The organism is Streptomyces sp. A0642, from assembly GCF_004795105.1.
In the GTDB taxonomy this organism is placed as follows: Bacteria; Actinomycetota; Actinomycetes; order Streptomycetales; family Streptomycetaceae; genus Streptomyces.
This window is the reverse complement of sequence record NZ_SSBL01000022.1, coordinates 78485-102577: the sequence shown is the minus strand read 5'-3', so window position 1 is coordinate 102577 and position 24093 is coordinate 78485. Positions and strand designations below refer to the sequence as shown.

The 24093-nt window shown below is 71.0% G+C and carries 22 protein-coding genes and 1 riboswitch; of the genes, 13 read left to right on the top strand and 9 right to left on the bottom strand.

Annotation, left to right across the window (positions count from 1 at the left end):
- Positions 1–6 precede the first annotated feature (6 nt).
- The 3 genes from pyrH to E6R60_RS28665 all read left to right on the top strand — a co-directional run bounded on the left by pyrH (position 7) and on the right by E6R60_RS28665 (position 2592).
- Positions 7–783, top strand: a complete 777-nt coding sequence (gene pyrH / locus E6R60_RS28675; RefSeq protein ID WP_136329594.1) for a UMP kinase — start codon at positions 7–9, stop codon at positions 781–783.
- A 169-nt stretch (positions 784–952) separates the two neighbouring features.
- Positions 953–1510: a ribosome recycling factor gene (gene frr / locus E6R60_RS28670; protein WP_037690170.1), complete on the top strand. Its 558-nt coding sequence runs from the start codon at positions 953–955 to the stop codon at positions 1508–1510.
- Complete coding sequence (locus E6R60_RS28665) at positions 1510–2592, top strand: phosphatidate cytidylyltransferase (RefSeq protein WP_136329593.1); 1083 nt, start codon at positions 1510–1512, stop codon at positions 2590–2592. The genes frr and E6R60_RS28665 overlap by 1 nt, the downstream gene beginning before the upstream one ends.
- 103 nt (positions 2593–2695) lie before the next feature.
- Here the strand turns inward: E6R60_RS28665 and E6R60_RS28660 are convergent, their stop codons facing one another.
- Positions 2696–3223, bottom strand: coding sequence for a hypothetical protein (locus E6R60_RS28660; RefSeq protein WP_136329592.1), 528 nt, complete (start codon positions 3221–3223; stop codon positions 2696–2698).
- Between the two features lie 310 nt (positions 3224–3533).
- Here E6R60_RS28660 and rlmN point away from each other — a divergent pair, with 310 nt between their 5' ends.
- The 6 genes from rlmN to E6R60_RS28630 all read left to right on the top strand — a co-directional run bounded on the left by rlmN (position 3534) and on the right by E6R60_RS28630 (position 11175).
- Entirely contained in the window at positions 3534–4640 is a 1107-nt protein-coding gene (gene rlmN, locus E6R60_RS28655; RefSeq protein ID WP_136329591.1) for a 23S rRNA (adenine(2503)-C(2))-methyltransferase RlmN, read from the top strand.
- Positions 4641–4681: 41 nt separating this feature from the next.
- Positions 4682–4798: riboswitch (TPP riboswitch) on the top strand.
- An 81-nt stretch (positions 4799–4879) separates the two neighbouring features.
- Positions 4880–5983, top strand: coding sequence for a thiamine ABC transporter substrate-binding protein (locus E6R60_RS28650; RefSeq protein ID WP_136329590.1), 1104 nt, complete (start codon positions 4880–4882; stop codon positions 5981–5983).
- 86 nt (positions 5984–6069) lie between these two features.
- Positions 6070–7683: an iron ABC transporter permease gene (locus tag E6R60_RS28645; protein WP_136329589.1), complete on the top strand. Its 1614-nt coding sequence runs from the start codon at positions 6070–6072 to the stop codon at positions 7681–7683.
- A gap of 2 nt (positions 7684–7685) precedes the next feature.
- Positions 7686–8708: an ABC transporter ATP-binding protein gene (locus E6R60_RS28640; RefSeq protein WP_136329588.1), complete on the top strand. Its 1023-nt coding sequence runs from the start codon at positions 7686–7688 to the stop codon at positions 8706–8708.
- A gap of 581 nt (positions 8709–9289) precedes the next feature.
- A complete protein-coding gene (locus E6R60_RS28635; protein ID WP_136329587.1) occupies positions 9290–10474 on the top strand; it encodes a globin domain-containing protein in 1185 nt (394 codons plus the stop codon).
- Positions 10471–11175 carry a pyridoxamine 5'-phosphate oxidase family protein gene (locus tag E6R60_RS28630; protein WP_136329586.1) on the top strand — a complete coding sequence of 235 codons (705 nt, stop codon included), beginning with the start codon at positions 10471–10473 and terminating at the stop codon, positions 11173–11175. The genes E6R60_RS28635 and E6R60_RS28630 overlap by 4 nt, the downstream gene beginning before the upstream one ends.
- A gap of 102 nt (positions 11176–11277) precedes the next feature.
- Here E6R60_RS28630 and E6R60_RS28625 read toward each other — a convergent pair whose 3' ends face one another.
- The 5 genes from E6R60_RS28625 to E6R60_RS28605 form a co-directional block, all read right to left on the bottom strand.
- Positions 11278–12423 carry an LOG family protein gene (locus E6R60_RS28625; RefSeq protein WP_136329585.1) on the bottom strand — a complete coding sequence of 382 codons (1146 nt, stop codon included), beginning with the start codon at positions 12421–12423 and terminating at the stop codon, positions 11278–11280.
- A 65-nt stretch (positions 12424–12488) separates the two neighbouring features.
- Positions 12489–13673 (bottom strand): hypothetical protein, encoded by a 1185-nt coding sequence (locus E6R60_RS28620; RefSeq protein ID WP_206309540.1) that lies wholly within the window; start codon positions 13671–13673, stop codon positions 12489–12491.
- Positions 13655–14392, bottom strand: coding sequence for an ATP-binding cassette domain-containing protein (locus E6R60_RS28615; RefSeq protein WP_136329584.1), 738 nt, complete (start codon positions 14390–14392; stop codon positions 13655–13657). Before E6R60_RS28615 ends, E6R60_RS28620 begins: the two co-directional genes overlap by 19 nt.
- Positions 14393–14702: 310 nt before the next feature.
- A complete protein-coding gene (locus E6R60_RS28610) occupies positions 14703–16082 on the bottom strand; it encodes an aspartate aminotransferase family protein (protein ID WP_136329583.1) in 1380 nt (459 codons plus the stop codon).
- Entirely contained in the window at positions 16067–16558 is a 492-nt protein-coding gene (locus E6R60_RS28605; protein WP_206309539.1) for an Lrp/AsnC family transcriptional regulator, read from the bottom strand. Before E6R60_RS28605 ends, E6R60_RS28610 begins: the two co-directional genes overlap by 16 nt.
- 178 nt (positions 16559–16736) lie before the next feature.
- On the opposite strand from E6R60_RS28605, the gene E6R60_RS28600 reads away from it, so the two are divergent.
- The 3 genes from E6R60_RS28600 (at position 16737) to E6R60_RS28590 (ending at position 20150) form a co-directional block, all read left to right on the top strand.
- Positions 16737–18176: a gamma-aminobutyraldehyde dehydrogenase gene (locus tag E6R60_RS28600; protein ID WP_136329581.1), complete on the top strand. Its 1440-nt coding sequence runs from the start codon at positions 16737–16739 to the stop codon at positions 18174–18176.
- A gap of 210 nt (positions 18177–18386) precedes the next feature.
- Positions 18387–19550, top strand: coding sequence for a spermidine/putrescine ABC transporter substrate-binding protein (locus E6R60_RS28595; protein WP_136329619.1), 1164 nt, complete (start codon positions 18387–18389; stop codon positions 19548–19550).
- 54 nt (positions 19551–19604) lie between these two features.
- Positions 19605–20150, top strand: a complete 546-nt coding sequence (locus E6R60_RS28590) for a hypothetical protein (RefSeq protein WP_206309538.1) — start codon at positions 19605–19607, stop codon at positions 20148–20150.
- 360 nt (positions 20151–20510) lie between these two features.
- Here the strand turns inward: E6R60_RS28590 and E6R60_RS28585 are convergent, their stop codons facing one another.
- From E6R60_RS28585 to E6R60_RS28575, 3 genes are all read right to left on the bottom strand, one after another.
- Positions 20511–21317, bottom strand: a complete 807-nt coding sequence (locus tag E6R60_RS28585) for an SAM-dependent methyltransferase (protein WP_240802708.1) — start codon at positions 21315–21317, stop codon at positions 20511–20513.
- A 64-nt stretch (positions 21318–21381) separates the two neighbouring features.
- Positions 21382–22095 (bottom strand): glycerophosphodiester phosphodiesterase, encoded by a 714-nt coding sequence (locus tag E6R60_RS28580; RefSeq protein WP_136329580.1) that lies wholly within the window; start codon positions 22093–22095, stop codon positions 21382–21384.
- 24 nt (positions 22096–22119) lie between these two features.
- On the bottom strand, positions 22120–23154 hold the full coding sequence (locus E6R60_RS28575; RefSeq protein ID WP_136329579.1) for an adenosine deaminase: 1035 nt from the start codon (positions 23152–23154) through the stop codon (positions 22120–22122).
- 123 nt (positions 23155–23277) lie between these two features.
- On the opposite strand from E6R60_RS28575, the gene E6R60_RS28570 reads away from it, so the two are divergent.
- Positions 23278–24051 (top strand): DUF4190 domain-containing protein, encoded by a 774-nt coding sequence (locus tag E6R60_RS28570; RefSeq protein WP_136329578.1) that lies wholly within the window; start codon positions 23278–23280, stop codon positions 24049–24051.
- Positions 24052–24093: the final 42 nt, after the last annotated feature.

The following is a 24093-nucleotide window of genomic DNA, read 5'->3' as shown; positions in this document are numbered from 1 at the left end:
ATCTCCATGAACAAGGGCGCGGACGCCGCCACAGGTGACCACAGGCGCGATGACGGCAAGGTGCGCGGACGCTTCATGCTGAAGCTGTCCGGAGAGGCGTTCGCCGGCGGCGGGGGTCTCGGCGTCGACCCCGACGTCGTGCACACCATCGCCCGCGAGATCGCGGCAGTCGTCCGCGACGGTGCGGAAATCGCGGTCGTCATCGGCGGCGGCAACTTCTTCCGCGGTGCCGAGCTCCAGCAGCGCGGCATGGACCGGGCGCGGTCCGACTACATGGGCATGCTCGGCACCGTCATGAACTGCCTCGCTCTCCAGGACTTCCTGGAGAAGGAGGGCATCGACTCGCGCGTCCAGACGGCCATCACCATGGGCCAGGTCGCGGAGCCGTACATTCCGCTGCGTGCCGTACGGCACCTGGAGAAGGGGCGCGTCGTCATCTTCGGCGCCGGCATGGGCATGCCGTACTTCTCCACCGACACCACCGCGGCACAGCGCGCCCTGGAGATCGACGCCGAGGCGCTGCTGATGGGGAAGAACGGCGTGGACGGGGTCTACGACTCCGACCCGAAGACCAACCCCGGCGCGGTGAAGTTCGACGCGCTGGAGTACGGCGAGGTGCTCGCCCGCGATCTCAAGGTCGCCGACGCCACCGCGATCACGCTCTGCCGTGACAACCAGCTGCCGATCCTCGTCTTCGAGCTGACCGCCGAGGGCAATATCGCCCGCGCGGTCAAGGGTGAGAAGATCGGCTCGCTCGTGAGTGACCGGAGCACCCGGGCCTGAGAACCGGGGGACCGGTCCGGGGGCACCCGGGGCGTTCCCGGGGGCCCGCTGGACGGCCACGAAGGATGGACAACGGCCTGCCGGTCGGACACCGTGCAGGTGAGGACGCGACGCAGGACCCGCCGGGCCCGAGCACGCCGGGCCCACTCAAGACACGCAGGAGCACGTGGTGATCGAAGAAACCCTCCTCGAGGCCGAGGAGAAGATGGAGAAGGCCGTCGTGGTCGCGAAAGAGGACTTCGCCGCGATCCGCACCGGCCGTGCGCACCCGGCGATGTTCAACAAGATCGTCGCCGACTACTACGGCGCGCTGACCCCGATCAACCAGCTGGCCTCGTTCTCGGTGCCCGAGCCCCGTATGGCCGTCGTGACGCCGTTCGACAAGACCGCGCTGCGCAACATCGAGCAGGCCATCCGCGACTCGGACCTCGGCGTCAACCCGAGCAACGACGGCAATATCATCCGGGTGACCTTCCCCGACCTCACCGAAGAGCGCCGTCGCGACTACATCAAGGTCGCGAAGACCAAGGCCGAGGACTCCAAGATCTCGATCCGGGCCGTCCGCCGCAAGGCCAAGGAGACGCTCGACAAGCTGGTCAAGGACAAGGAGTCCGGCGAGGACGAGGTGCGCCGCGCCGAGAAGGAGCTCGACGACACCACCGCGAAGTACGTCGCGCAGGTGGACGAGCTGCTGAAGCACAAGGAAGCCGAGCTGCTCGAAGTCTGATGAACGACTCTTCCCGGGGCGTCCCGCAGGGCGCCGGCCACAGGGCTGCGCCCGAGATGCGGGCCGCTCCGGCGGGTCCTGCATACGATGTGCATGACGCCCAGCAGACTCGGCCCATGCCCATCGTGCCGGACGTTCCCGACGCAGGTAGAGACAGTGACGATGACGGGGACCGGGGAGCCGCCGCACGCCTGAGCGGTGGCCCCCTGTTCCGCGACGAGAAGCCGCAGGAGCCCATGTCCACCGCGCCGCCACCCCCGCAGAAGAAGCGTGCGGGCCGTGATCTGGGATCCGCCATAGGGGTCGGCGTCGGGCTCGGTGCCGTCGTCGTCGCCTCGCTCTTCATCGTCAAGGCCGTCTTCGTCGGCGTGATCGTGGTCGCCGTCGTCGTGGGTCTGTGGGAGCTCACCTCCCGGCTGGAGGAGCGCAAGGGCATCAAGGCGCCCCTCGTGCCTCTCGCGATCGGTGGCGCGGCCATGATCGTGGCCGGTTACGCCCGCGGAGCCGAGGGCGCGTGGATCGCCATGGCGCTGACCGCCCTGGCGGTGCTCGTCTGGCGGATGACCGAGCCGCCCGACGGCTACCTGAAGGACGTCACGGCCGGGGTCTTCGCCGCGTTCTACGTGCCGTTCCTGGCGACCTTCGTCGCCATGCTCCTGACAGCCGACGACGGACCGCAGCGGGTCCTGACCTTCCTGCTGCTGACGGTGGTCAGCGACACGGGCGCGTACGCCGTCGGCTGGCGGTTCGGCAAGCACAAGCTCGCTCCGCGCATCAGCCCCGGCAAGACCCGCGAGGGCCTGTTCGGAGCGGTGGCCTTCGCGATGGTGGCCGGTGCGCTGTGCATGCAGTTTCTGATCGACGACGGCTCGTGGTGGCAGGGCCTGCTGCTCGGCCTCGCGGTCGCCGCCAGCGCGACCCTGGGCGACCTGGGCGAGTCCATGATCAAGCGCGACCTCGGGATCAAGGACATGGGGACGCTGCTGCCCGGCCACGGCGGGATCATGGACCGGCTGGACTCCCTGCTGCCGACCGCACCGGTGGTCTGGCTGCTCCTGGTGATCTTCGTCGGCTCCGGCTGAGCGGCTCCAGGCGCTTTTTCTGCGTGAGGGCCCGCCGTCCACCGGACGGCGGGCCCTCACGCATCTGCGGGGGAGGGCGGACCGGCCGCGACGACGGCACCCGTCAGCTCGGGTCGCGGAGGGCCGAGCGCATGTGGTGGTGGATCTCCATGGCCCGGCGGCGCATCCACAGGATCCAGAGGCAGAACGCGGCCACCGCGACCGTGAAGACCAGCGGAAACACCAGCGAGCCCGTGGTGGCGCCGAGGACGAGCATGCCGACCGCGCTGAGACCCATGAAGCCCAGCCAGTACGGCAGCCACCGGCCACCCCGCTCCATCTTCCCCAGCTGATCGTCCACCAGCCGCCGCATCATCGCCCGCTCCTCGGGATCCCGAGGCACTTCACCATGCCGGATCCTGCGGTTGAGGCTCACGACCGTGCGGGGGTCGGCACCGGTCGCGCGGGCGGTTCTGCGGCGCTGAGCAGCGAGGACCCCGATGATCACCACGCTGTAGAGCAGGCTCTGGACCACCCATAAGCCCGGATGGTCGTTCCGGCGGAACACGGCGCTGAAGCCCATACCCAGCACGAAGACCACGAGTGCCTGCCCGGCCAGGCTGTGACTGAACCAGTTCTTCACGGTGTGCACGGCACGTACCTCCTGCGCATGGGGCGGAATGTCCTTCTCGGCTCCCGGATACCCCGCCCGCCCCGATCCATCGGCACCGTGGCCGCCCGCCTCGCCGCTCGCGTACCGCCTTCCCCGGGAGGCCGCACGGGCCCACCTGTGCGCGCGCAGGGCCGTCGCGGAGCCGGCCGCCGGAGTGCGATCGCTCACTGCCGTGCGTGCGGCCGGGGCCGTCGCGGGGCCGTCGCGGGGCAGTCGGCGGCGGCCCGATGACCGCCCTCCTCGGTGACGACCGCAAGCACCACGGCGTGTCTGCGACACTGGAAGAACCATGCCTAAGCCCGGAGAACTCACTTTCGTCGCGCCCCGCGGAGCCAAGAAGCCGCCGCGGCACCTCGCCGACCTCACGCCCGCCGAGCGCAAGGAAGCCGTCGCCGCGATCGGCGAGAAGCCCTTCCGCGCCCAGCAGCTCTCGCAGCACTACTTCGCGCGGTACGCGCACGACCCGGCGGAGTGGACCAACATCCCCGCCGCGTCGAGGGGCAAGCTCGCCGAGGCGATGTTCCCCGATCTGATGTCCGTGGTCCGCCACATCAGCTGCGACGACGACACCACCCGCAAGACGCTGTGGAAGCTGCACGACGGGACCCTGGTCGAGTCCGTCCTGATGCGCTACCCCGAGCGCGTCACGATGTGCATCTCCTCGCAGGCCGGCTGCGGCATGAACTGCCCGTTCTGCGCGACCGGCCAGGCCGGTCTCGACCGCAACCTGTCCACCGCCGAGATCGTCCACCAGATCGTCGACGGCATGCGGGCGCTGCGCGACGGCGAGGTCCCCGGCGGGCCCGCCCGGCTCTCCAACATCGTCTTCATGGGCATGGGCGAGCCGCTCGCCAACTACAACCGCGTCGTGGGCGCCATCCGCCGCCTGACCGACCCCGAGCCCGACGGCCTCGGGCTCTCGCAGCGCGGCATCACGGTCTCCACCGTCGGTCTCGTCCCCGCGATGCTCCGCTTCGCGGACGAGGGCTTCAAGTGCCGTCTCGCGGTGTCGCTGCACGCCCCGGACGACGAGCTGCGTGACACGCTCGTGCCGGTGAACACCCGGTGGAAGGTGCGCGAGGTCCTGGACGCCGCGTGGGAGTACGCGGAGAAGTCCGGCCGCCGCATCTCCATCGAGTACGCGCTGATCCGTGACATCAACGACCAGGCGTGGCGGGGCGACCGGCTCGGCCGGCTGCTCAAGGGCAAGCGGGTCCACGTCAACCTCATCCCGCTGAACCCGACGCCCGGCTCCAAGTGGACCGCCTCGCGGCCCGAGGACGAGAAGGCGTTCGTCGAGGCGATCGCCTCCCACGGGGTGCCGGTGACCGTTCGCGACACCCGCGGCCAGGAGATCGACGGGGCCTGCGGACAGCTGGCGGCCTCCGAGCGCTGAGGCCGAAACCGGGCGTGTAGCCTGGGCTCGAAATCAACTTCATATTCCGACAGGGGAGCGCCACAGCGCTGAGAGTGCGGCACCGAGGACAGGCTGGCCGCAGACCCTCTGAACCTCGCCCGGGTCATTCCGGGTAGGAAGTTCGGACCTTACTCAAGCTGTTGCGCCCTGCCCGCTTCCGGTTTCCCCCGGAAGCGGGCAGGGCCGCGTCTCTTCCTGGTCATCCCAGGAGGAATCACATGAGCACCACCAAGAAGATCGCGGCGACGGCCGTCGCCGCCGCGCTCGGCGCGACCGCGCTGGCCGGCTGCGGAAGCTCCGACGACCCCGCCTCCGGCAACGGCGGCACCGAGGGAACGGGCTCCAAGACCGTCACCCTCGTCAGCCACGACTCCTTCAACGCCTCCAAGGACGTACTGAAGGAGTTCACCCGCGAGACCGGCTACACCGTCAAGGTGCTGAAGAGCGGTGACGCGGGCGCAGCCCTCAACCAGGAGATCCTGACCAAGGGTTCGCCCCGCGGTGACGTGTTCTTCGGCGTCGACAACACCCTTCTCTCGCGCGCCCTCGACCACGGTCTGTTCACCCCGTACGAGGCCAAGGGGATCGGCCGGGTCGCGGCCGATGTCCAACTGGACGCGGACAAGCACCGGGTCACCCCCATCGACACCGGCGACATCTGCGTCAACTACGACAAGAAGTACTTCGCCGACAGGAAGCTCGCGCCGCCGAAGACCTTCGAGGACCTGGCGAAGCCCGCGTACAAGAACCTGCTCGTCACCGAGAACGCGGCGACCTCCTCGCCCGGCCTCGGCTTCCTCCTCGGCACCGTCGCCACCTATGGCGACGACGGCTACCAGGACCACTGGAAGAAGCTGAAGAGCAACGGCGTCAAGGTCGTCGACGGCTGGGAGCAGGCGTACAACGAGGAGTTCTCCGGCTCCGCGGGCGGCAAGAAGGCCAAGGCCGACCGGCCGCTCGTCGTCAGCTACGCCTCGAGTCCGCCCGTCGAGGTGCTCTACGCGGACCCGCAGCCGAAGACCGCCCCCACCGGCGTCGCCACCGGGACGTGCTTCCGGCAGATCGAGTTCGCCGGCCTGCTCGACGGGGCGAAGAACCCGGCGGGAGGCAAGGCCCTGCTGGACTTCCTGATCGGCAAGAAGTTCCAGGAGGACATGCCGCTCAACATGTTCGTCAGCCCGGTCACCAAGGGCGCCAAGGTGCCGGACCTCTTCACGAAGTTCGGCGCCACGGTCGGCAAGCCGACGACCGTCGCCCCGGACGAGATCGCCAAGAACCGTGAGCAGTGGGTCCAGTCATGGTCCTCGCTCGTAGTGAAGTAGCGAAGACTCCCGTACGCGGACCGGGCGCGCGCGGGAAGGCCGCGCGCGCCCGGTCGTTGCGCGGGGGCGCGCTACGGCTCGGTCTGATGGCCGTGCCCGTGGCCTTCTTCGCGGTGTTCTTCGCCTATCCCGTCGCCGCGATCGTGGGGCGCGGGCTCAAGGCGGACGGGGTGTGGCAGTTCGGGCGGTTCGGCGAGGTGCTGAGCCGGCCGGACATCGGGGGCGTGCTCTGGTTCACCCTCTGGCAGGCGTTCGCGTCCACCGCGCTGACCCTGCTGATCGCGCTGCCCGGCGCCTACGTCTTCGCCCGGTTCGACTTCCCGGGCAAGCAGCTGCTGCGGGCGATCGTCACCGTGCCGTTCGTCCTGCCGACCGTCGTCGTCGGCACGGCGTTCCTCGCGCTGCTCGGCCGCGGCGGCTTCCTCGACGAACTCTGGGGCGTCCGCCTCGACACCACGGTGTGGGCGATCCTGCTGGCCCATGTGTTCTTCAACTACGCCGTCGTCGTGCGCACCGTCGGCGGACTCTGGTCCCAGCTCGACCCCCGGCAGGAGGAGGCCGCGCGGGTGCTCGGCGCCGGACGCTTCGCCGCCTGGCGCCGCGTCACCCTCCCCGCCCTCGGCCCCGCGGTGGCCGCGGCGGCGCTGATGGTGTTCCTCTTCACCTTCACCTCCTTCGGTGTCGTACAGATCCTCGGCGGCCCCGGCTTCTCCACACTGGAGGTGGAGATCTACCGGCAGACCGCACAACTCCTCGATCTGCCCACCGCCGCCGTGCTGACCCTGGTGCAGTTCGTCGCGGTCGGCGCCGTACTCGCCGTGCACGCCTGGACCGTGCGGCGCAGGGAGAGGGCGCTGAAGCTGGTCGATCCGGCGCAGACGGCCCGCAGGCCGCGCGGCGCTGCGCAGTGGACGCTGCTCGGCGGTGTGCTGCTGACGGTGCTCGTGCTGATCCTGCTCCCCCTCGCCGTCCTGGTGGAGCGGTCGCTCGACGTGTCCGGCGGTCACGGTCTCGCCTACTACCGCGCGCTGGGCTCGGCGGAGGCGAACAGCGGTACGTTCCTGGTCGCCCCCATCGAGGCGATCGGGAACTCACTGCGTTACGCCGTGGTCGCCACCCTCATCGCGCTGGTCGTCGGGGGACTGGCGGCCGCGGCCCTGACCCGGAAGGCGGGCCGGCTCGTCCGGGGCTTCGACGCGCTGCTGATGCTGCCGCTCGGCGTCTCCGCCGTGACCGTGGGCTTCGGTTTCCTGATCACGCTCGACAAGCCCCCGCTGGATCTGCGCACGTCCTGGATCCTGGTGCCGCTCGCCCAGGCGCTGGTCGGGGTGCCCTTCGTCGTCCGCACGATGCTTCCGGTCCTCAGAGCGGTGGACGGGCGGCTGCGCGAGGCGGCCGCGGTGCTCGGCGCCTCGCCCGTGCGGGCCTGGCGCGAGGTGGACCTGCCGCTGGTGCGCCGGGCGCTGCTGGTCGCCGCCGGATTCGCGTTCGCCGTGTCGCTGGGCGAGTTCGGGGCCACGGTGTTCATCGCGCGGCCCGACAATCCCACGCTTCCGGTGGCCGTCGCCCGGCTGCTGGGCCGGTCGGGGGAGCTCAACTACGGGCAGGCGATGGCGCTGAGCACGATCCTGATGCTCGTGTGCGCGGCGTCGCTGCTGCTGCTCGAACGTATCCGCACGGACCGGTCCGGGGAGTTCTAGAGATGCTGACACTGGATTCGGCCACCGTGCGCTTCGGCGACCGGGCCGCGCTGGACGCCGTGGACCTGGAGGTCGCCGCGCACGAGATCGTGTGCGTCCTGGGGCCGAGCGGCAGCGGGAAGTCCACCCTGCTGCGGCTCGTCGCCGGACTCCAGCAGGCCGACGGCGGGCGGGTCCTGCTCGGCGGCGAGGACCAGGACGGCGTTCCGGTGCACCGGCGCGGGCTCGGCCTGATGTTCCAGGACCACCAGCTCTTCCCGCACCGCGACGTCGGCGCCAACGTCGCCTTCGGGCTGCGGATGCACGGCGTGAAGCGGGACGAGCGGGACCGCCGGGTCGCTGAACTCCTCGACCTGGTGGGCCTGCCCGGTGCCGAACGGCGGGCCGTCGCCGCGCTCTCGGGGGGCGAACAGCAACGCGTCGCCCTCGCCCGGGCGCTCGCCCCGCGGCCCAAGCTGCTGATGCTGGACGAGCCGCTGGGGCAGCTGGACCGGAGTCTGCGCGAACGCCTCGTCGTCGAACTGCGCACGCTCTTCGGCCGGCTGGGCACGACGGTGCTCGCCGTCACCCACGACCAGGGCGAGGCCTTCGCGCTCGCCGACCGGGTCGTCGTGATGCGCGACGGACGCATCGCCCAGGTGGGCTCGCCGCTGGAGGTCTGGCAGCGCCCCGCCTCGGCCTTCGTCGCCCGCTTCCTCGGCTTCGACAACGTGGTGGAGGCGACGGTCACCGGCGAGGTGGCGGCCACGGAGTGGGGCAAGGTGCCGGTGCCGACGGGATCGCCGCAGGGGGCGTGCGATCTGCTGGTGCGTCCGGCCGGGGTCCTGATCGGCGGCCCGCAGGACGGCCTGCGCTGCACCGTGGGCGCGCGCACCTTCCGCGGCAACCACGTCGCGGTGAAGCTGCACCCCGAACGGGGGCCGGTCCTGGAAGCGGAGTGCGCGCTGAACAGCACTCCGGACGAGGACGCGCGGGTCGGCGTCACGTTCGCCGCGGCGGAGAGCGTCGTGCTGCCCGTCGTGTGAACGGCCGTCTCCTGGCCCGCTCCGCGTGCGCGACCGGCGCGACGCAACCGGCCCGGGCGGCTGCGGGCCGTCAGCACCGGGCCGCCGCCCGGAACATGCCTTCCCGAGCGTGCCGCGCCACCGTGCGGGCCCTTTGGACGTGCGTTCACTCAATCTCGCAGATTTGCTTACCGAATCTCCCCGTCACGCTCGTTTGCGAACTGCCGGCACCCCGCCGAGGCCGTCATCAGGCAGGTCGGAGCTCTGAGGACGTTCCCCGGCCACGCCCGGCGCTCGTAGGGACGCGCTGTCGTCGCACGCCGTTTTCCACGGGATTGTGTTTGTTCGCGGATCGGGGGCAGACGCCATGGGTGGGTCCTGTCCTGGCAGCCTGTGCACAATGGCTCGTCAGGCGAACACACTTTCACTTTTCTCAACCCGAGTGACGTGGAACGTCCTTCTACGATTGCGAACGTCTACTTGCCAGCACATCCAAGACACCTGGTGACCCCCTCACCATGTGCACAACCCGCTCATCCCCGCCCCGTTGCCGCCCGGCGTCTGAGGACGCGCCCGCGCCTCGCGCCCTTCGGGGGCCGGTCGTGACATCGGCTCCGCTGACAGACCGGGAGATCTCCCTGGTACGTACGAGTCTGGCGGTGGTCGCACCCCAGGCCACGGAGATGACCGTCTACTTCTACGCCATCCTCTTCGCCCGGCACCCCGAAGTGCGGGGGTTGTTCCCCGACAACATGGACGTCCAGCGTGACCGGCTGCTGCGTGGACTGCTGCGCATCATCGATCTGGTCGACGACGTCGACAACCTCGTGCAGTTCTGCTCCCGGCTGGGCCGGGACCACCGTAAGTTCGGAGCCCTGGAGGCCCACTACCCCGCGGTGGGTGACTGCCTGCTGGCCTCCCTGGCCCGCTACGCGGGAACCGCGTGGAACGCCGAGACCGCCGCGGCCTGGAGCCGCGCCTACACCGTCGCCGCCCAGGTGATGACCGCAGCCGCCGAGGACGACACGCGCCTGCGCCCGGCTGCCTGGGAAGCGCAGATCGTCCGCCACGAATACCGCGGCAGCGGCATCGCCGAGATCACCGTGCAGCCCGACCTGCCCTACGCCTACACCGCCGGGCAGTACGTGAGCATGGAGACCCCCTGGTACCCGCGTACCTGGCGGCACTATTCCCCCGCTCACCCGCCGCGCACGGACAACACGCTGACGTTCCACGTCCGGGCCGTCCACGGGGGGCAGGTCAGCAACGCGCTGGTTCACCACGCCGCCCCCGGCCACCGGGTGCGGCTCGGGCCTCCCCAGGGCGAGATGACGCTCGCCGCGGCAGGCGACCGCGACCTGTTGCTGGTGGCCGGCGGGACCGGTCTGGCGCCGATCCGCGCCCTGATCGAGGAAGCCGCCGCCCTGGACATGCGCCGCTATGTGGAGCTGTTCGTCGGAGCACGGACCGCTCAGGAGCTGTACGGGCTCGACGACATGCTGCGCCTGGCCCAGCGCCACTACTGGCTGACCGTCAGGGCCGCGGTCTCGCACGAGCACATCCCCGGGCAGCAGGGCACACTCCCGCAGGTGCTGCGCGAGTTCGGCCCCTGGTACCGGCACGAAGCCTTCCTGTGCGGTCCGCCCGACATGGTCACCACGGCCGTGCGTACCCTCCTGCAGCAGGGCACCCCCCAGGCCCGCATTCACCACGACCCGCTCGACACACCCGTTCTCACCGCCCCCCTCACTCCGCCCCGACCCCGTCAGGAGATCGACCAGCCGTGACCCGCCACGACGCCACGCCTTCGCACGGGGAGCGCCTGCTGCAGGCCCATCTGGGCACCAGCGAACGCGCCGACGCCTTCTACGACCGGCAGGTCCACCCGCATCTCACCACGGCCATGCGTGACTTCATCCGCCGCCAGTCCATGGTCTTCCTCTCCACCGCCGACGCCCGTGGCCACTGCGACGCCACCTTCCGCGCCGGCCCTCCCGGATTCGTCTCCGTGCTGGACGACCGCACCCTGGCCTACCCCGAGTACCGCGGGAACGGCGTCATGGCCAGCGCCGGCAACATCGCCGACAACCCGCACATCGGTCTGCTCTTCATGGACTTCACCCGGGACCACATCGGACTGCACGTCAACGGCTCGGCCCAGCTCGTCAGCGACCAGGAACTGCGCGCCGCCCACCCCTGGATACCCGTCGAGACCGCCCCGGGGCGGATCCCCGTGCTGTGGACGCACATCACCCTCCACGAGGCCTACGTGCACTGCTCCAAGCACATCCCCCACCTCGAGCCCGCCCCCCGCCCCCTGGGACTGGCGCGCAGTCGCCCCAAGGACGCCGACTACTTCCCCGAACCGGCCGCGCAGGCCGTGGCATCCGGCCCGAGGCCGGATCTGGCACCGGAGACGTCCGGCCTCTCCGACCCCGTCCACGCCCCTTCGGCCGCGCATCCGCTGATCGGCTCACGCGACCGCTGAGACGCTCCGTCACGGTATCGGCCCGGCTTCGCCGGGCCTCCGTCGTGGACAGCCGTCGGCATCAGCGCCCCCCGGTTCCACCAGCGCGGCGCCGACCGGCCGTCACCCGCCAGCGGCGCCCTGCGTCGAGGACAGCCGCGCGAGCGCCTCGGGCGCTTCCTCCACCGAGTCGACGAGCGCGATGCGGGACTCCATCGGCCGGCCCGCCGCGAGGGCCTGGAGCAGCGGCCAGGCCGGCAGCTCCCGCGTCCAGTGGTCCCGGCCGACCAGCACCATCGGGGACGGATCGCCGCGCGAGCCGTAGTAGTTGGGGGTCGCGCTGTCGAATATCTCCTGGACCGTGCCGGCCGCGCCCGGCAGGAAGATCACGCCCGCGGTCGAGCGTGCCAGCAGCCCGTCCTCGCGCAGGGCGTTGGCGAAGTACTTCGCGATGTCCCGGGCGAACGGGTTCGGCGGCTCGTGCCCGTAGAACCAAGTGGGGATCGACACGGAACGTCCGCCGTCGGGCCAGCGCTCGCGCACGGCGAACGCGGCCATCGCCCAGTCGGTGACGGAGGGAGCGAAGGAGGGGACGGCGCCCAGGAGTTCGCACGCCTTGTCCAGCATGGCGTCGGGGTGCGGGGCCGCGTAGGCGCCGAGGTTCGCCGCCTCCATCGCGCCCGGCCCGCCGCCGGTGGCCACCGTCAGGCCGCTGCGGGCCAGGGTCCTGCCGAGGCGGGCCGCCGCCGCGTACGAGGCGCTGCCCCGGGGCGTCGCGTGACCGCCCATCACGCCGGCCACCCGCGCCCCGTCGAGGAGTTCGTCCAGCGCGTCGGAGACCGCGTCGTCGTGGAGCGCCCGCAGCATCGAGGCGAAGACATCGCCGTCGGAGCGGGTGCGGTTGAACCAGTGGTAGGCGCGGGCGTCGGGCGTCGCCTCGTAACCGCCGCGCGCCAGCCCGTCGTAGAGGGCGTCGGGCGAGTAGAGCAGACCGCGGTAGGGATCGAAGGGCAGACCCGGCACCGGAGGGAAGACGAACGCGCCGTCGGCCCGCACCTTCTCGGCCGCCGCCGGCTCCATCGGGCAGCCGAGGAAGACGGCGCCGGAGGTGTCCGTCGCCAGCAGCGCCGCGCCCCGGTCCGTCAGATCGAGGGACTGGAGGCGCAGACCCGCCAGGGAACCGGCGGCGACCGCCGCGTCGAATGCGGCGAGCGACTCGATCTCGGCGCCGGGTGCGGGTGCGGGTGTGCTGGCTTCCGGGGTTTCCACGCCCTCATGCTACGGACCGGCCGGGGAGACTCCCCGGCCGGTCCGTTCGAGCGGTCGGCGGCGGTTCAGGGGGTCAGCGGCAGTGCGGCCAGCTCGGCGATCGCCCAGGTGAGCGGGGCGAAGACGAGCAGCAGCGCGGCCGCCCGCAGCGCCGTCGCCGCGCGCAGCGCCGAGGCCGGTGCGCCGAGGCGCAGCAGCGCCCGCGCGGTCTCGGCGCGCGCCTGCTTGGCCTCCAGCGCCGACGTCAGGAGCGTCGCGGTGGTGCAGCCGATGACGAGGACGGCGCCGAGGGCGGTGAGCGGGCCGAAGGGCCGGGGCCCCGTCCCGTACAGCGCGTAGACGGCGACGACGGCGGAGAGAACCGCGCAGACGATTCCCAGGGGGCGGCCGATCCGGTGCGCCTCGTCCATCAGGACCCGGCCCGCCAGCAGGCGTACGGCTCCGGGCCGCACCGCCTGCACCAGGCGCCCGCACAGGTAGGTCAGCCCCGGCCCGGCCGTGGCCAGACCGATCGCCGTCAGGGTCCAGCCGACGAGCACCCAGGCCGGTGTGGAGTCGAGCTTGCCGGGGAGCGGGAACGGGCTGCCGGCCGAACCCTGGTTCGCGTACGCCTCGACGGCGAGTCCGGCGGCCGTCAGGGCGACGCCCCAGGGCAGCCCGGTGGGCGGTGCCGCCGGGGCCGGGATCTGCTCCTCGGGCGGCAGGTCCTCGGCGTCCTCCGCCGTGCCCGCGGCCCGCACCGGAGCGGTGCGCAATGCCAGCGCGCTCGCCGTCGCGGCGGTCACGGGCACCAGGGCCAGCAGGACGAGGACCGCGGCCACGGGCAGCGGCGCCTCGGCGCCCAGCAGTCGGGCCGCGGCGCCGTCGAACGGCAGCCCGGACAGATCGCCGCGCAGGTGGAGGAAGAAGAGCAGCGCCACCATCGAGCCGAGGGTGCACGAGACGGCGGTGGAGACCGCGGCGAGCACGCTGAGCCGCACCGGCCCGAGACCGACGGCGGACAGTCCGGCGCGCGGGCGGGTGCTCGGGTCCGTACGCGCCACCGCGACCGCGAACTGCACCGTGGCGGCCATCGGCACCAAGCACCACAGCAGCCGCAGTACGGAACCGGCGGAGTGCGCCGGGTGCCCGGAGGCGTAGCCGAGCGTGCACAGCAGGAGGAAGCCGACCCCGGCGGACGCGGCCGCGACCAGCAGCCGCCGCATCAGGACCAGCGGATGGGAGCCGCGGGCTAGACGGAGAGCGAGCACGCCGCGCGGCCCTCCGTATCGGTCACGGCGGGCAGGGCGACCGTGGCGACCCGGCGTCCGTCCAGCAGCGGCACCACGCGGTCGGCGAGGGTGGCGATCTCCGCGTCGTGCGTGGCCAGGACCACCGTGATGCCGTGCGAGCGGGCCGCGCTCGTCAGGGTGCGCAGCACATGGGCGCGGTCGGTGCGGTGCAGCGTCGCGGTCGGCTCGTCCGCGAAGATCACCGAGGGCGAGGCGGCGAGTGCGCGGGCCACCGAGATCCGCTGCCGCTGGCTCTGCTGGAGGGTGTGCGGGCGCTTCCGCGCGCACATGCCGATGTCGAGGCGCTCCAGCCACTCCATGGCGGCCTTCTTGGCCTCGCGGCGCCCGGTGCCGCGCAGCATCAGCGGCAGGGCGGTGTTCTCCCAGGTGTTCAGTTCCGGGACGAGCTGGGGTTCGGGGGCGATCCAGCCGAACTTGTCGCGGCGCAGCCGCTCGCGCAGCCGGGGGCCCATGGTGTGGACGGGGACGCTGTTGAACCACACCTCGCCCTGCTGGGGCACGAGCTGGCCGGAGAGGCAGTGCAGCAGGGTCGTCTTGCCGCTGCCGCGCGGGCCGGTCACCGCGAGGATCTCGCCGTCGCGGATCCCGAGGGAGACTCCGCCGAGCGCGGGTGAGCCGTTGTGGGAGTGCTGCAGGGAACGCGCCCAGATCACGTCGTTGTCCGGCGGGGCCACCATGGCGTACACCTCGGTTCAGATCAGAAATCCCGTTCCCCCGTACGGGGGAACGAAGGCGGGGCCGATCGGTCACTCGGCACCGTAAGGATTCGGATCGCGGTGTGCGCACAGCACGCGGCCCGGGTGCGCTTCTTCCCACTCGAATGGGCGCATCCGGGCCGTCTGGACCGTATGAAATGACCGCCGGAGGGCCGTCGCGGGACGGTCAAGCGGTGGTCAAGCCGGGGCCGGCCGGTGGGCCGTCCGGCCTAAGGCCTGCAGGGAGCCCTCCCGCGACGCCGCGGGCCGACTCCGTACAGGCCCCGGGCGGTCAGAGCTTCGTCCAGGCCTCCGTCAGGACGGACCGCAGGATGCCCTCGATCTCGTCGAACGTGGACTGGTCGGAGACCAGCGGCGGCGCGAGCTGGACGACCGGGTCGCCGCGGTCGTCGGCCCGGCAGTACAGGCCGTTGTCGTACAGCGCCTTGGAGAGGAACCCGTACAGGACGCGCTCGGTCTCCTCGTCGGTGAAGGTCTCCTTGGTGACCTTGTCCTTCACCAGCTCGATGCCGTAGAAGAAGCCGTTGCCGCGGACGTCGCCGACGATCGGCAGGTCGTGCAGCTTCTGCAGCGTGGTGAGGAAGGCGTTCTCGTTGTCGAGGACGTGCTGGTTGAGGCCCTCGCGCTCGAAGATGTCGAGGTTGGCGAGGCCCACGGCCGCGGACACCGGGTGGCCGCCGAAGGTGTAGCCGTGCAGGAAGGTGTTGTCACCCTCGTAGAACGGCTCGGCGATCCGGTCCGAGACGATGCAGGCGCCGATCGGCGAGTAGCCCGAGGTCATGCCCTTGGCGCAGGTGATCATGTCCGGCACGTAGCCGAACTTGTCGCAGGCGAACATCGTGCCGAGGCGGCCGAAGGCGCAGATGACCTCGTCGGAGACGAGCAGCACGTCGTACTTGTCGCAGATCTCGCGGACCCGCTGGAAGTAGCCGGGCGGGGGCGGGAAGCAGCCGCCCGCGTTCTGCACGGGCTCCAGGAAGACGGCGGCCACGGTGTCCGCGCCCTCGAAGAGGATCTCCTGCTCGATCTGGTCGGCGGCCCAGCGGCCGAAGGCCTCCGGATCGTCGCCGTGGATCGGGGCGCGGTAGATATTGGTGTTCGGCACCTTGTGCGCGCCGGGGACCAGCGGCTCGAAGGGGGCCTTGAGGGCCGGCAGGCCGGTGATGGACAGGGCGCCCTGCGGGGTGCCGTGATAGGCGACCGCACGCGAGATGACCTTGTACTTGGTCGGCTTGCCCTTGAGCTTGAAGTACTGCTTGGCCAGCTTCCAGGCGGTCTCGACGGCCTCGCCGCCACCGGTGGTGAAGAAGACCTTGTTCAGGTCGCCCGGGGCGTAGTCCGCGAGGCGCTCGGCCAGCTCGACGGCCTTCGGGTGGGCGTAGGACCACACCGGGAAGAAGGCCAGCTCCTGCGCCTGCTTGTACGCCGCCTCGGCGAGCTCGTGACGGCCGTGGCCGGCGTTGACCACGAACAGGCCGGACAGCCCGTCGAGGTAGCGCTTGCCCTTGTCGTCGTAGATGTAGGTGCCCTCGCCACGCACGATGGTGGGTACGGGCGCGTTCTCGTAGTCCGACATGCGGGTGAAATGCATCCACAGGTGGTCGTACGCGGTCCGGCTGAGGTCCTTGCTCACGGCTATCGGGTTCCCCACATATAGGTCTGCTTCTTGAGCTTGAGGTAGACGAAGCTCTCGGTGGAGCGCACGCCGGGAATGGCCCGGATGCGTTTGTTGATCGTCTCCAGCAGGTGGTCGTCGTCCTCGCAGACGATCTCCACCATCAGGTCGAAGGAGCCCGCGGTCATCACCACGTACTCGCATTCGGTCATGGCCGACAGGGCCTCCGCGACGGGGTCGAGGTCGCCCTCCACGTTGATCCCCACCATCGCCTGCCGCCGGAACCCCACGGTGAGGGGGTCGGTGACGGCGACGATCTGCATCACGCCCTGGTCGAGCAGCTTCTGGACGCGCTGCCGCACGGCCGCTTCGGACAGGCCCACGGCCTTGCCGATCGCGGCGTACGGACGACGCCCGTCCTCCTGGAGCTGCTCGATGATTGCGAGGGAGACGGCATCGACCGCTGGGGACGATCCGTTCCCGTTCCTGGAGTCTGCGCTGCGACTGGCCACGGAGCCACTCTGCACCGGGACTCGTCTGTCTTGCAACCCTCAATCGATGTAATTCGTTGTCGTGAGGCTCAGATCTCACCGAATCCGAAGTTCGCGGCCTGTGGGTATGTCGAAACCGTTACCCAAGCGGTTACGCTGGACGTCTCACCCATTGGACGTGTCGACAGGAGGGGTGGTTGTGACCACCGAGGTGCGCCGTCTGCGCAACTACATCAATGGCGAGTTCCGGGACGCCGCCGACGGGCGGACCATCGATGTGGTCAACCCGGTGACGGAGGAGGTCTACGCGACCTCCCCGCTGTCCGGCGAGGCCGACGTCGATGCCGCCATGGCCGCCGCCGCCGCTGCCTTCCCGGCGTGGCGCGATGCCACGCCCGCCGAGCGCCAGCGCGCCCTGCTGAAGATCGCGGACGCCTTCGAGGAGCGGGCCGAGGACCTCATCGCGGCCGAGTCCGAGAACACCGGCAAGCCGCTCGGGCTGACCCGCACCGAAGAGATCCCGCCGATGGTGGACCAGATCCGCTTCTTCGCGGGCGCCGCCCGGCTGCTCGAGGGCCGCTCGGCCGGCGAGTACATGGAGGGGCTGACCTCCATCGTCCGGCGCGAGCCGGTCGGTGTGTGCGCGCAGGTCGCGCCGTGGAACTACCCGATGATGATGGCCGTGTGGAAGTTCGCCCCGGCGCTCGCCGCGGGCAACACCGTCGTCATCAAGCCGTCCGACACCACCCCGGCGTCCACCGTGCTGATCGCCGAGATCATCGGGCAGATCCTGCCGAAGGGCGTCTTCAACGTCATCTGCGGCGACCGCGACACCGGCCGCGCGATGGTCGAGCACCGGACGCCGGCCATGGCCTCCATCACCGGGTCGGTCCGGGCGGGCATGCAGGTCGCCGAGTCCGCCGCCAAGGACGTCAAGCGCGTCCACCTGGAGCTCGGCGGCAAGGCACCCGTCGTCGTCTTCGAGGACACCGACATCGCCAAGGCCGTGGAGGACATCTCGGTTGCCGGCTACTTCAACGCCGGACAGGACTGCACGGCCGCGACCCGCGTGCTCGTCCACGAGTCGATCCACGACGAGTTCGTGAGCGCGCTCGCCAAGGCCGCCTCCGACACGAAGACCGGGCAGCCGGACGACGACGACGTGCTCTACGGCCCGCTCAACAACGCCAACCAGCTCGCCCAGGTCAGCGGCTTCATCGAGCGGCTGCCCGCCCACGCCAAGGTGGAGGCCGGCGGCCACCGCGTCGGCGAGAAGGGCTACTTCTACGCCCCGACCGTCGTCTCCGGGCTCAAGCAGGACGACGAGATCATCCAGAACGAGGTCTTCGGCCCGGTCATCACCGTCCAGTCCTTCGCGGACGAGGCGCAGGCCCTGGAGTGGGCGAACGGCGTCGAGTACGCCCTGGCCTCCTCCGTCTGGACCAAGGACCACGCCCGCGCCATGCGGATGTCCAAGAACCTCGACTTCGGCTGCGTGTGGATCAACACCCACATCCCGCTCGTCGCCGAGATGCCGCACGGCGGGTTCAAGAAGTCCGGCTACGGCAAGGACCTCTCCGCCTACGGCTTCGAGGACTACACCCGCATCAAGCACGTCATGACCTCGCTCGACGGCTGACCGTCGCGGCATTCGGTACGCAGACGGCCCCGGGCACCCGCCCGGGGCCGTCTCCGTACCGCCCGGCACGCCCCCGATCCGTGTCTCCCGGCCCGCTCACGCCTCGACAGGCTGTGTGCAACCGGCGTGCGGCGCTGGACGGTTGGTCCATTGTCCGCCGCACGCGCAGACCGGCATCCTGCGCAGGTGAGAGCGATCCGGAACCACCCCATGTCCCGCCGGTCCCTGCTGCGTGCCGCCGGGGCGGGAGCGGCCGGCGCCACGCTGGCGGCCTGCGGGGTCCCCGCCGCCTATGTGGAGCCGGGCGACCGTGCGGGCCGCGACTACTCCGCCGGCGATCACACCCTCCACTTCGCCAACTGGCCGCTCTACATCGACACCGACGACGAGGACGAGTCGCGGCGGCCCACCCTCGACGCGTTCGGCGAGCGGACCGGGATCTCCGTCGCGTACACCGAGGAGATCAACGACAACGACGAGTTCTTCGGCAAGATCAGCCCGGCCCTGATGAACCACCAGCAGACCGGCCGCGACCTGGTCGTCATCAGCGACTGGATGGCCGCGCGCTTCGTCCGGCTCGGCTGGGTCCAGGAGATGGACCGGGGCAAGCAGCCCAACGTGGCGAAGCACCTCGACCCGCAGCTCCGCTCGCCCGCCTTCGACGAGGGGCGGACGCACAGCGTCCCCTGGCAGTCCGGCATCACCGGCATCGCGTACAACCGCAAGAAGCTCGGCCGCGAGATCAAGCACACGAGTGACCTGTGGGCGTCCGACCTGCGCGGCAAGGTCACCCTGCTGTCCGGGCTCGACGAGTCCTTCGCCCTGCTGATGCAGGGCAACGGCGTCGACATCACCCGCTGGAAGAGCGACGACTTCCACGACGTCTGCGACCAGGTGGAGAAGCTGGTGAAGAGCCGGCACATCCGTCGCTTCACCGGGAACGACTACATCAAGGACCTCTCCACCGGAGACGTGCTCGCCTGCCAGGCCTACTCCGGCGACGTCATCCAGCTCCAGGCCGACAACCCCGAGATCGAGTTCGTGGTGCCCGAGGAGGGGGCCGAGCTCTGGGCCGAGTCCCTGATGATCCCCAACCTGGCCCGCCACAAGCGCAATGCGGAGAAACTCGTCGACTACTACTACGAGCCCGAGGTCGCCGCCGAACTCGCCACCTGGGTCAACTACGTCTGCCCCGTCCCTGCCGCCCGGGACGTCCTGGCCTCCTCCAAGGACGCGGAGACCGCCGCGCTGGCCGAGGATCCGCTGATCTTCCCCGACGACGGCATGCGCGAGCGGCTGGCCATCGCCCGCGACATCACCTCGGACGAACGCGCTGGCTTCGCCAAGAAGTGGAACGCCGTCGTCGGCCTGTGAAGGCGCCTTTGGGGTGGCGTGAAGGGCCGGTGAACGTGGGCGTACGCTGCGGGCATGAGCGAGCGACGCGCCCTGCAGAGGCGTATCCGCGTGTGGTTGGCCGCCTTCCTCGTCTGCCTGGTACTGAGCGGGCTCACCGCCTTTCCGCTCGTCCACGAGCTGCACTGGGCCGAGGAGCTGCTGAAATCCTCGGCGTCGCCCGTCCCCGAGCACTTCCCGGCCCTGATGGAGTGGATCACCCGGGTCCGCACCGGCCTGGACGAGGCGGATGCCGCGTACCCCTTCGTGCTCTACGGCACCGACTGGCTGGCCTTCGCCCATCTCGTGATCGCGGTCGCCTTCTACGGGCCCTACCGCGATCCGGTCCGCAACATCTGGGTCATCGAGTTCGGCATGATCGCGTGCGCCGGGATCATCCCGCTCGCCCTGATCTGCGGTCCGATCCGCGGCATCCCCTTCTGGTGGTCGGTCATCGACATGTCGTTCGGCGTCCTCGGTGTGATCCCGCTGCTGATCGTCCGCCGGATGATCAAGCGGCTGGAGGCCATGGAGCGGGCACCGGAACCGGCGCCCGCCGGAGCGTCCGTTCCGGCGGTCTGAGTCACCCGGCGGACGGGCCCCCAACGCCGCCACCACGATGTTCGTCGCCGTGGCGTTCCTGTCGCCGCCTTTCGCGTCCGTCGCGTTGACGCTGTGGACGAGGGTCCGGGACAGGGCGCGGGGTGGCCGCGATGGCCGTGCTGTACCCCCGGCGGCCACCTGTCCCGCCCCAGACCTGGCGTCCGCCCGGCGTCATCACCGAGAGACCCGCGCCGAACGCGGCGGGCCGGCCCGTGCCGTACTCCCGCACCGAGGCGCCGGGCGGTGTGAGCCTCGCCTCCAGCAGTCATCAGGCTCACCGCATGGGACAGGATGCCGTGCATCTCCCGGGCGATCCGGGCCCGTTCACGGGCCGCGGCCTCAGGGCTTCCGTGCCACCACGCCGAACTGGGCGACCTCCGCGTCACGGGTGCCGGGTGCGGGCCGCCAGCGGGCGCACGAGACGATGCCCGGATCGACGAGGTCCAGGCCGTCCAGGAACGCGGCGAACTCGAAACGGCCGCGGGCGGTGATCGGGGGAGTGGCGTTCTCGTTCCAGAACCTCATCGCGGCCTCGTTGCCCTCGCCGCCCAGCTCCAGCGTGGGATGGGTGAGGACCAGGAAGCTGCCGGAAGGCACCCCGGCCATGAGCTTCCGGACGATGTGCAGCGCCTCGTCCGTGTCGAGGACGAAGTTCAGGATGCCCAGCAGCATGACCGCGACCGGGCGCTCCAGGTCGAGGGTCGGCTGGGCCGCCCGAAGGATCTCTTCCGGGCGCCGGGCGTCCGCCTCGATGTACTCGGTGGCTCCTTGGGGCGAGCTGGTCAGCAGCGAGCGGGCGTGGGCCAGGACGATCGGATCGTGGTCGACGTAGACGACCCGGGCGTCGGGCGCGGTGTGCTGGGCGACCTCGTGGGTGTTGTCCGCTGTCGGCAGGCCGGAGCCGATGTCGAGGAACTGGCCGATGCCCGCGTCACCGGCCAGATACCGCACCGCCCGCCCCAGGAACGCCCGGTCCGCCCGGGCCACTTCGCCGATGCTGGGATACAGGTCCGTGACGTGGTCGCCGACCGCCCGGTCCACCGGGAAGTGATCGTGGCCGCCGAGCCAGTAGTTCCAGACCCGGGCGTTGTGGGCGACGTCGGTACGGACTCGGGCGGGCAGGGAATTGCTGCGGGGGGCGGTCACGTCTGGCTCCTTGGCGCCGGCCTGTCATCGGGGCGATGAGATCGGGTCCATGATGCCGGACCGGTCAAGCGCCTTGTTTCGCTGCGGAGTTGCGGATGACCTTGTGCAGGACGTCGATCCGGTTGGTGGTGAGGGAGTCCACGCCCAGCCGGATCAGCCTGCGCATCGTGCGGCCGGTGTCCGCCGTCCACGCCGACACCAGCAGCCCGTCCCGGTGGTTGCGGTCGGTCAGCTCCCTGCTCACGAGACCGAACCGGTAGTTCAGCCAGCGCGGCCGCACCGCGTCCAGCAGCGCCTTCCGGGGCGGCGCGAGCGTCGTCCAGGTCATCGCGATCTCGGCGGACGGGTCGGCGGCCCGCACCCGGAGCATCGCCTCGGGTCCCGCGCAGTAGTAGACGCGCTCGGCGGCCCCGCACTCACGGACCACGCCGACGGTCCTGCGTACGGAGTCATCGGTGGACCCGGGCAGGTCGAGCATGAGGCGGTGCGCCCCGGGGAGGAGCAGGGCCTCGCGGAGCGTCGGCACCGAGCCCGCGGTCAGCCCGGTCAGGTCCTGGTGCGTGATCCGGTCCAGTCGCCGGTCATGGCCCCACAGCCGCTCCAGCGTGGCGTCGTGCAGCAGGACCGGCACCCCGTCGCGGGTGACCCGGACGTCGATCTCGACCGCGTCCGCCCCCCGTTCGAGGGCGGAGCGGATCGAGAGGAGGGTGTTCTCGCGCACGCGATAGGGATCGCCGCGGTGCGCGACGGCGGTGACAGGGGTGAGGGGGGTGGCCATGGGGCCATTGTCACCGCTGAGGGATCACCGGCCGGTCTGCTCCAGCCAGTTCGTCGTGTACGTGTCGATCTCGGCGGACAGCGCGCGCTTGCCGGCCGCGTCGAGGAAGGACGCCTCCACGGCGTTCCTGGCGAGCGCGGCGAGGCCCCGCTCGTCGAGGCCCAGGAGGCGGGCGGCCACCCCGTACTCGTTGTTGAGGTCGGTGCCGAACATGGGCGGGTCGTCGCTGTTGATGGTGACCAGGACGCCGGCCTCCACCATCTCCCTGACCGGGTGCTGCTCGATGTCCTTGACCGCCCGGGTCGCGATGTTGGAGGTGGGGCACACCTCCAGGGCGATGCGGTGCTCGGCGAGATGCGCCAGCAGCTTCGGGTCGCCCACCGAACTGGTGCCGTGGCCGATGCGCTCGGCGCGCAGCGAGGTCAGCGCGTCCCAGACCGTCTGCGGTCCCGTGGTCTCCCCGGCGTGCGGCACGGAGTGCAGGCCCTCGGCGATCGCCCGGTCGAAGTACGGCTTGAACTGCGGCCGCTCCACGCCGATCTCCGGGCCGCCCAGCCCGAAGGACACGAGCCCCTCCGGGCGCAGGTCCACGGCGAGGCGGGTGGTCTCCTCCGCGGCCTCCAGACCGGCCTCTCCCGGAATGTCGAAGCACCAGCGCAGGACCAACCCGAGCTCGGCCTCGGCGGCCTTGCGGGCGTCCTCGATGGCCTCCATGAAGGCGGGCCCCGGGATGCCGCGGCGGGTGGAGGAGAACGGGGTGACGGTCAGCTCCGCGTAGCGGATGTTCTGCCGCGCCATGTCGCGGGCGACCTCGAACGTCAGCAGCCGGACGTCCTCCGGGGTGCGGATCAGGTCCACGACCGAGAGGTACACCTCGATGAAGTGGCCGAAGTCCGTGAAGGAGAAGTAGTCGGCCAGCGCCTCGGGGTCGGTGGGGACCTTGGAGTCGGGGTGGTGCGCGGCCAGTTCGGCCACGATGCGGGGGGAGGCCGAGCCGACATGATGGACATGGAGCTCGGCCTTGGGCAGCCCCGCGATGAAGGGGTGCAGATCGGTCATCGGATCCTCCGGGGGCGTGGGGTGATGCGGGGCCCGGTACGTCGGGGGCCCGGGCAGGGGACGGGAGTCATCGTAGGACGGGGCCCGCCCGTACCATGACGGGGATCACGATGGGGGAGGCCCATGTCAGACAACTCAGAGCGGCCCGCTGACGAGGGGGCGGCGCCGCGCGATCCGTGGGCTCCGCCGGAGGCCCGGGTGCCGTTGGAGAAGAACACCGCGGACACCCGCCCGCAGACGGACGCCGGCGCCGGACAGGCCGGCCCGCCGCCCGTGCACGACCAGCAGACGGTCACGTCGATGCCGAACGCCGGGACCGGCCCGATACCCACGGCCGGATTCGGCCCTCCCGACCAGGGACAGCCGGCCGGACCCTGGCAGGACCCGGGCTCGGTGCCGCCCCCGCCGGTCGGCCCGCACGGTCCCGGCCAGCCGGCCCCGCCGCCCCTGGGGCAGTACGGCTACCCGGGCCCGCAGCAGTCGCAGTACGGCTACCCGGCCGCGCCGGGCCAGCAGCAGTACGGCGGCTACCCCGGCTACGGCGGCCAGCCCGCCTGGGGCGCCGGGCCCGCCAACGGCATGGGCACGGCGGCGATGGTGATGGGCATCCTGGCCGTCTGCCTGTTCTGCGTGTACGGCATCCCCAGTCTCGTCCTGGGCACGCTGGCGCTGATCTTCGGCATCATCGGGCGCAAGCGCGCCGCCCGCGGAGAGGCGGACAACGCCGGGCAGGCGCTGGCCGGGGTGATTCTGGGGTCGATCGGGATCGCCATCGGCGTCGTGATCATCGGGGGCCTCATCTGGCTCTTCGCCTCGCACGCGGACGACTTCAACGACGTCGACACGTACGACGGCGACACCTACGGGACGTCGCTGTTCGTCGAGGACGCGCGATGACCACCCCGTCCGCCCCGGGCACGGCCCGATAGGCGGACGGGA

Excerpts from the sequence above, each read along its gene's own strand:
- pyrH (WP_136329594.1), top strand. The coding sequence starts at position 7 with ATGAACAAGGGCGCGGACGCCGCCACAGGTGACCACAGGCGCGATGAC.
- E6R60_RS28665 (WP_136329593.1), top strand. The coding sequence starts at position 1,510 with ATGAACGACTCTTCCCGGGGCGTCCCGCAGGGCGCCGGCCACAGGGCT.
- rlmN (WP_136329591.1), top strand. The coding sequence starts at position 3,534 with ATGCCTAAGCCCGGAGAACTCACTTTCGTCGCGCCCCGCGGAGCCAAG.
- E6R60_RS28650 (WP_136329590.1), top strand. The coding sequence starts at position 4,880 with ATGAGCACCACCAAGAAGATCGCGGCGACGGCCGTCGCCGCCGCGCTC.
- E6R60_RS28645 (WP_136329589.1), top strand. The coding sequence starts at position 6,070 with ATGGCCGTGCCCGTGGCCTTCTTCGCGGTGTTCTTCGCCTATCCCGTC.
- E6R60_RS28640 (WP_136329588.1), top strand. The coding sequence starts at position 7,686 with ATGCTGACACTGGATTCGGCCACCGTGCGCTTCGGCGACCGGGCCGCG.
- E6R60_RS28615 (WP_136329584.1), bottom strand. The coding sequence starts at position 14,392 with ATGGTGGCCCCGCCGGACAACGACGTGATCTGGGCGCGTTCCCTGCAG.
- E6R60_RS28595 (WP_136329619.1), top strand. The coding sequence starts at position 18,387 with ATGTCCCGCCGGTCCCTGCTGCGTGCCGCCGGGGCGGGAGCGGCCGGC.
- E6R60_RS28590 (WP_206309538.1), top strand. The coding sequence starts at position 19,605 with ATGAGCGAGCGACGCGCCCTGCAGAGGCGTATCCGCGTGTGGTTGGCC.
- E6R60_RS28580 (WP_136329580.1), bottom strand. The coding sequence starts at position 22,095 with ATGGCCACCCCCCTCACCCCTGTCACCGCCGTCGCGCACCGCGGCGAT.
- E6R60_RS28575 (WP_136329579.1), bottom strand. The coding sequence starts at position 23,154 with ATGACCGATCTGCACCCCTTCATCGCGGGGCTGCCCAAGGCCGAGCTC.
- E6R60_RS28570 (WP_136329578.1), top strand. The coding sequence starts at position 23,278 with ATGTCAGACAACTCAGAGCGGCCCGCTGACGAGGGGGCGGCGCCGCGC.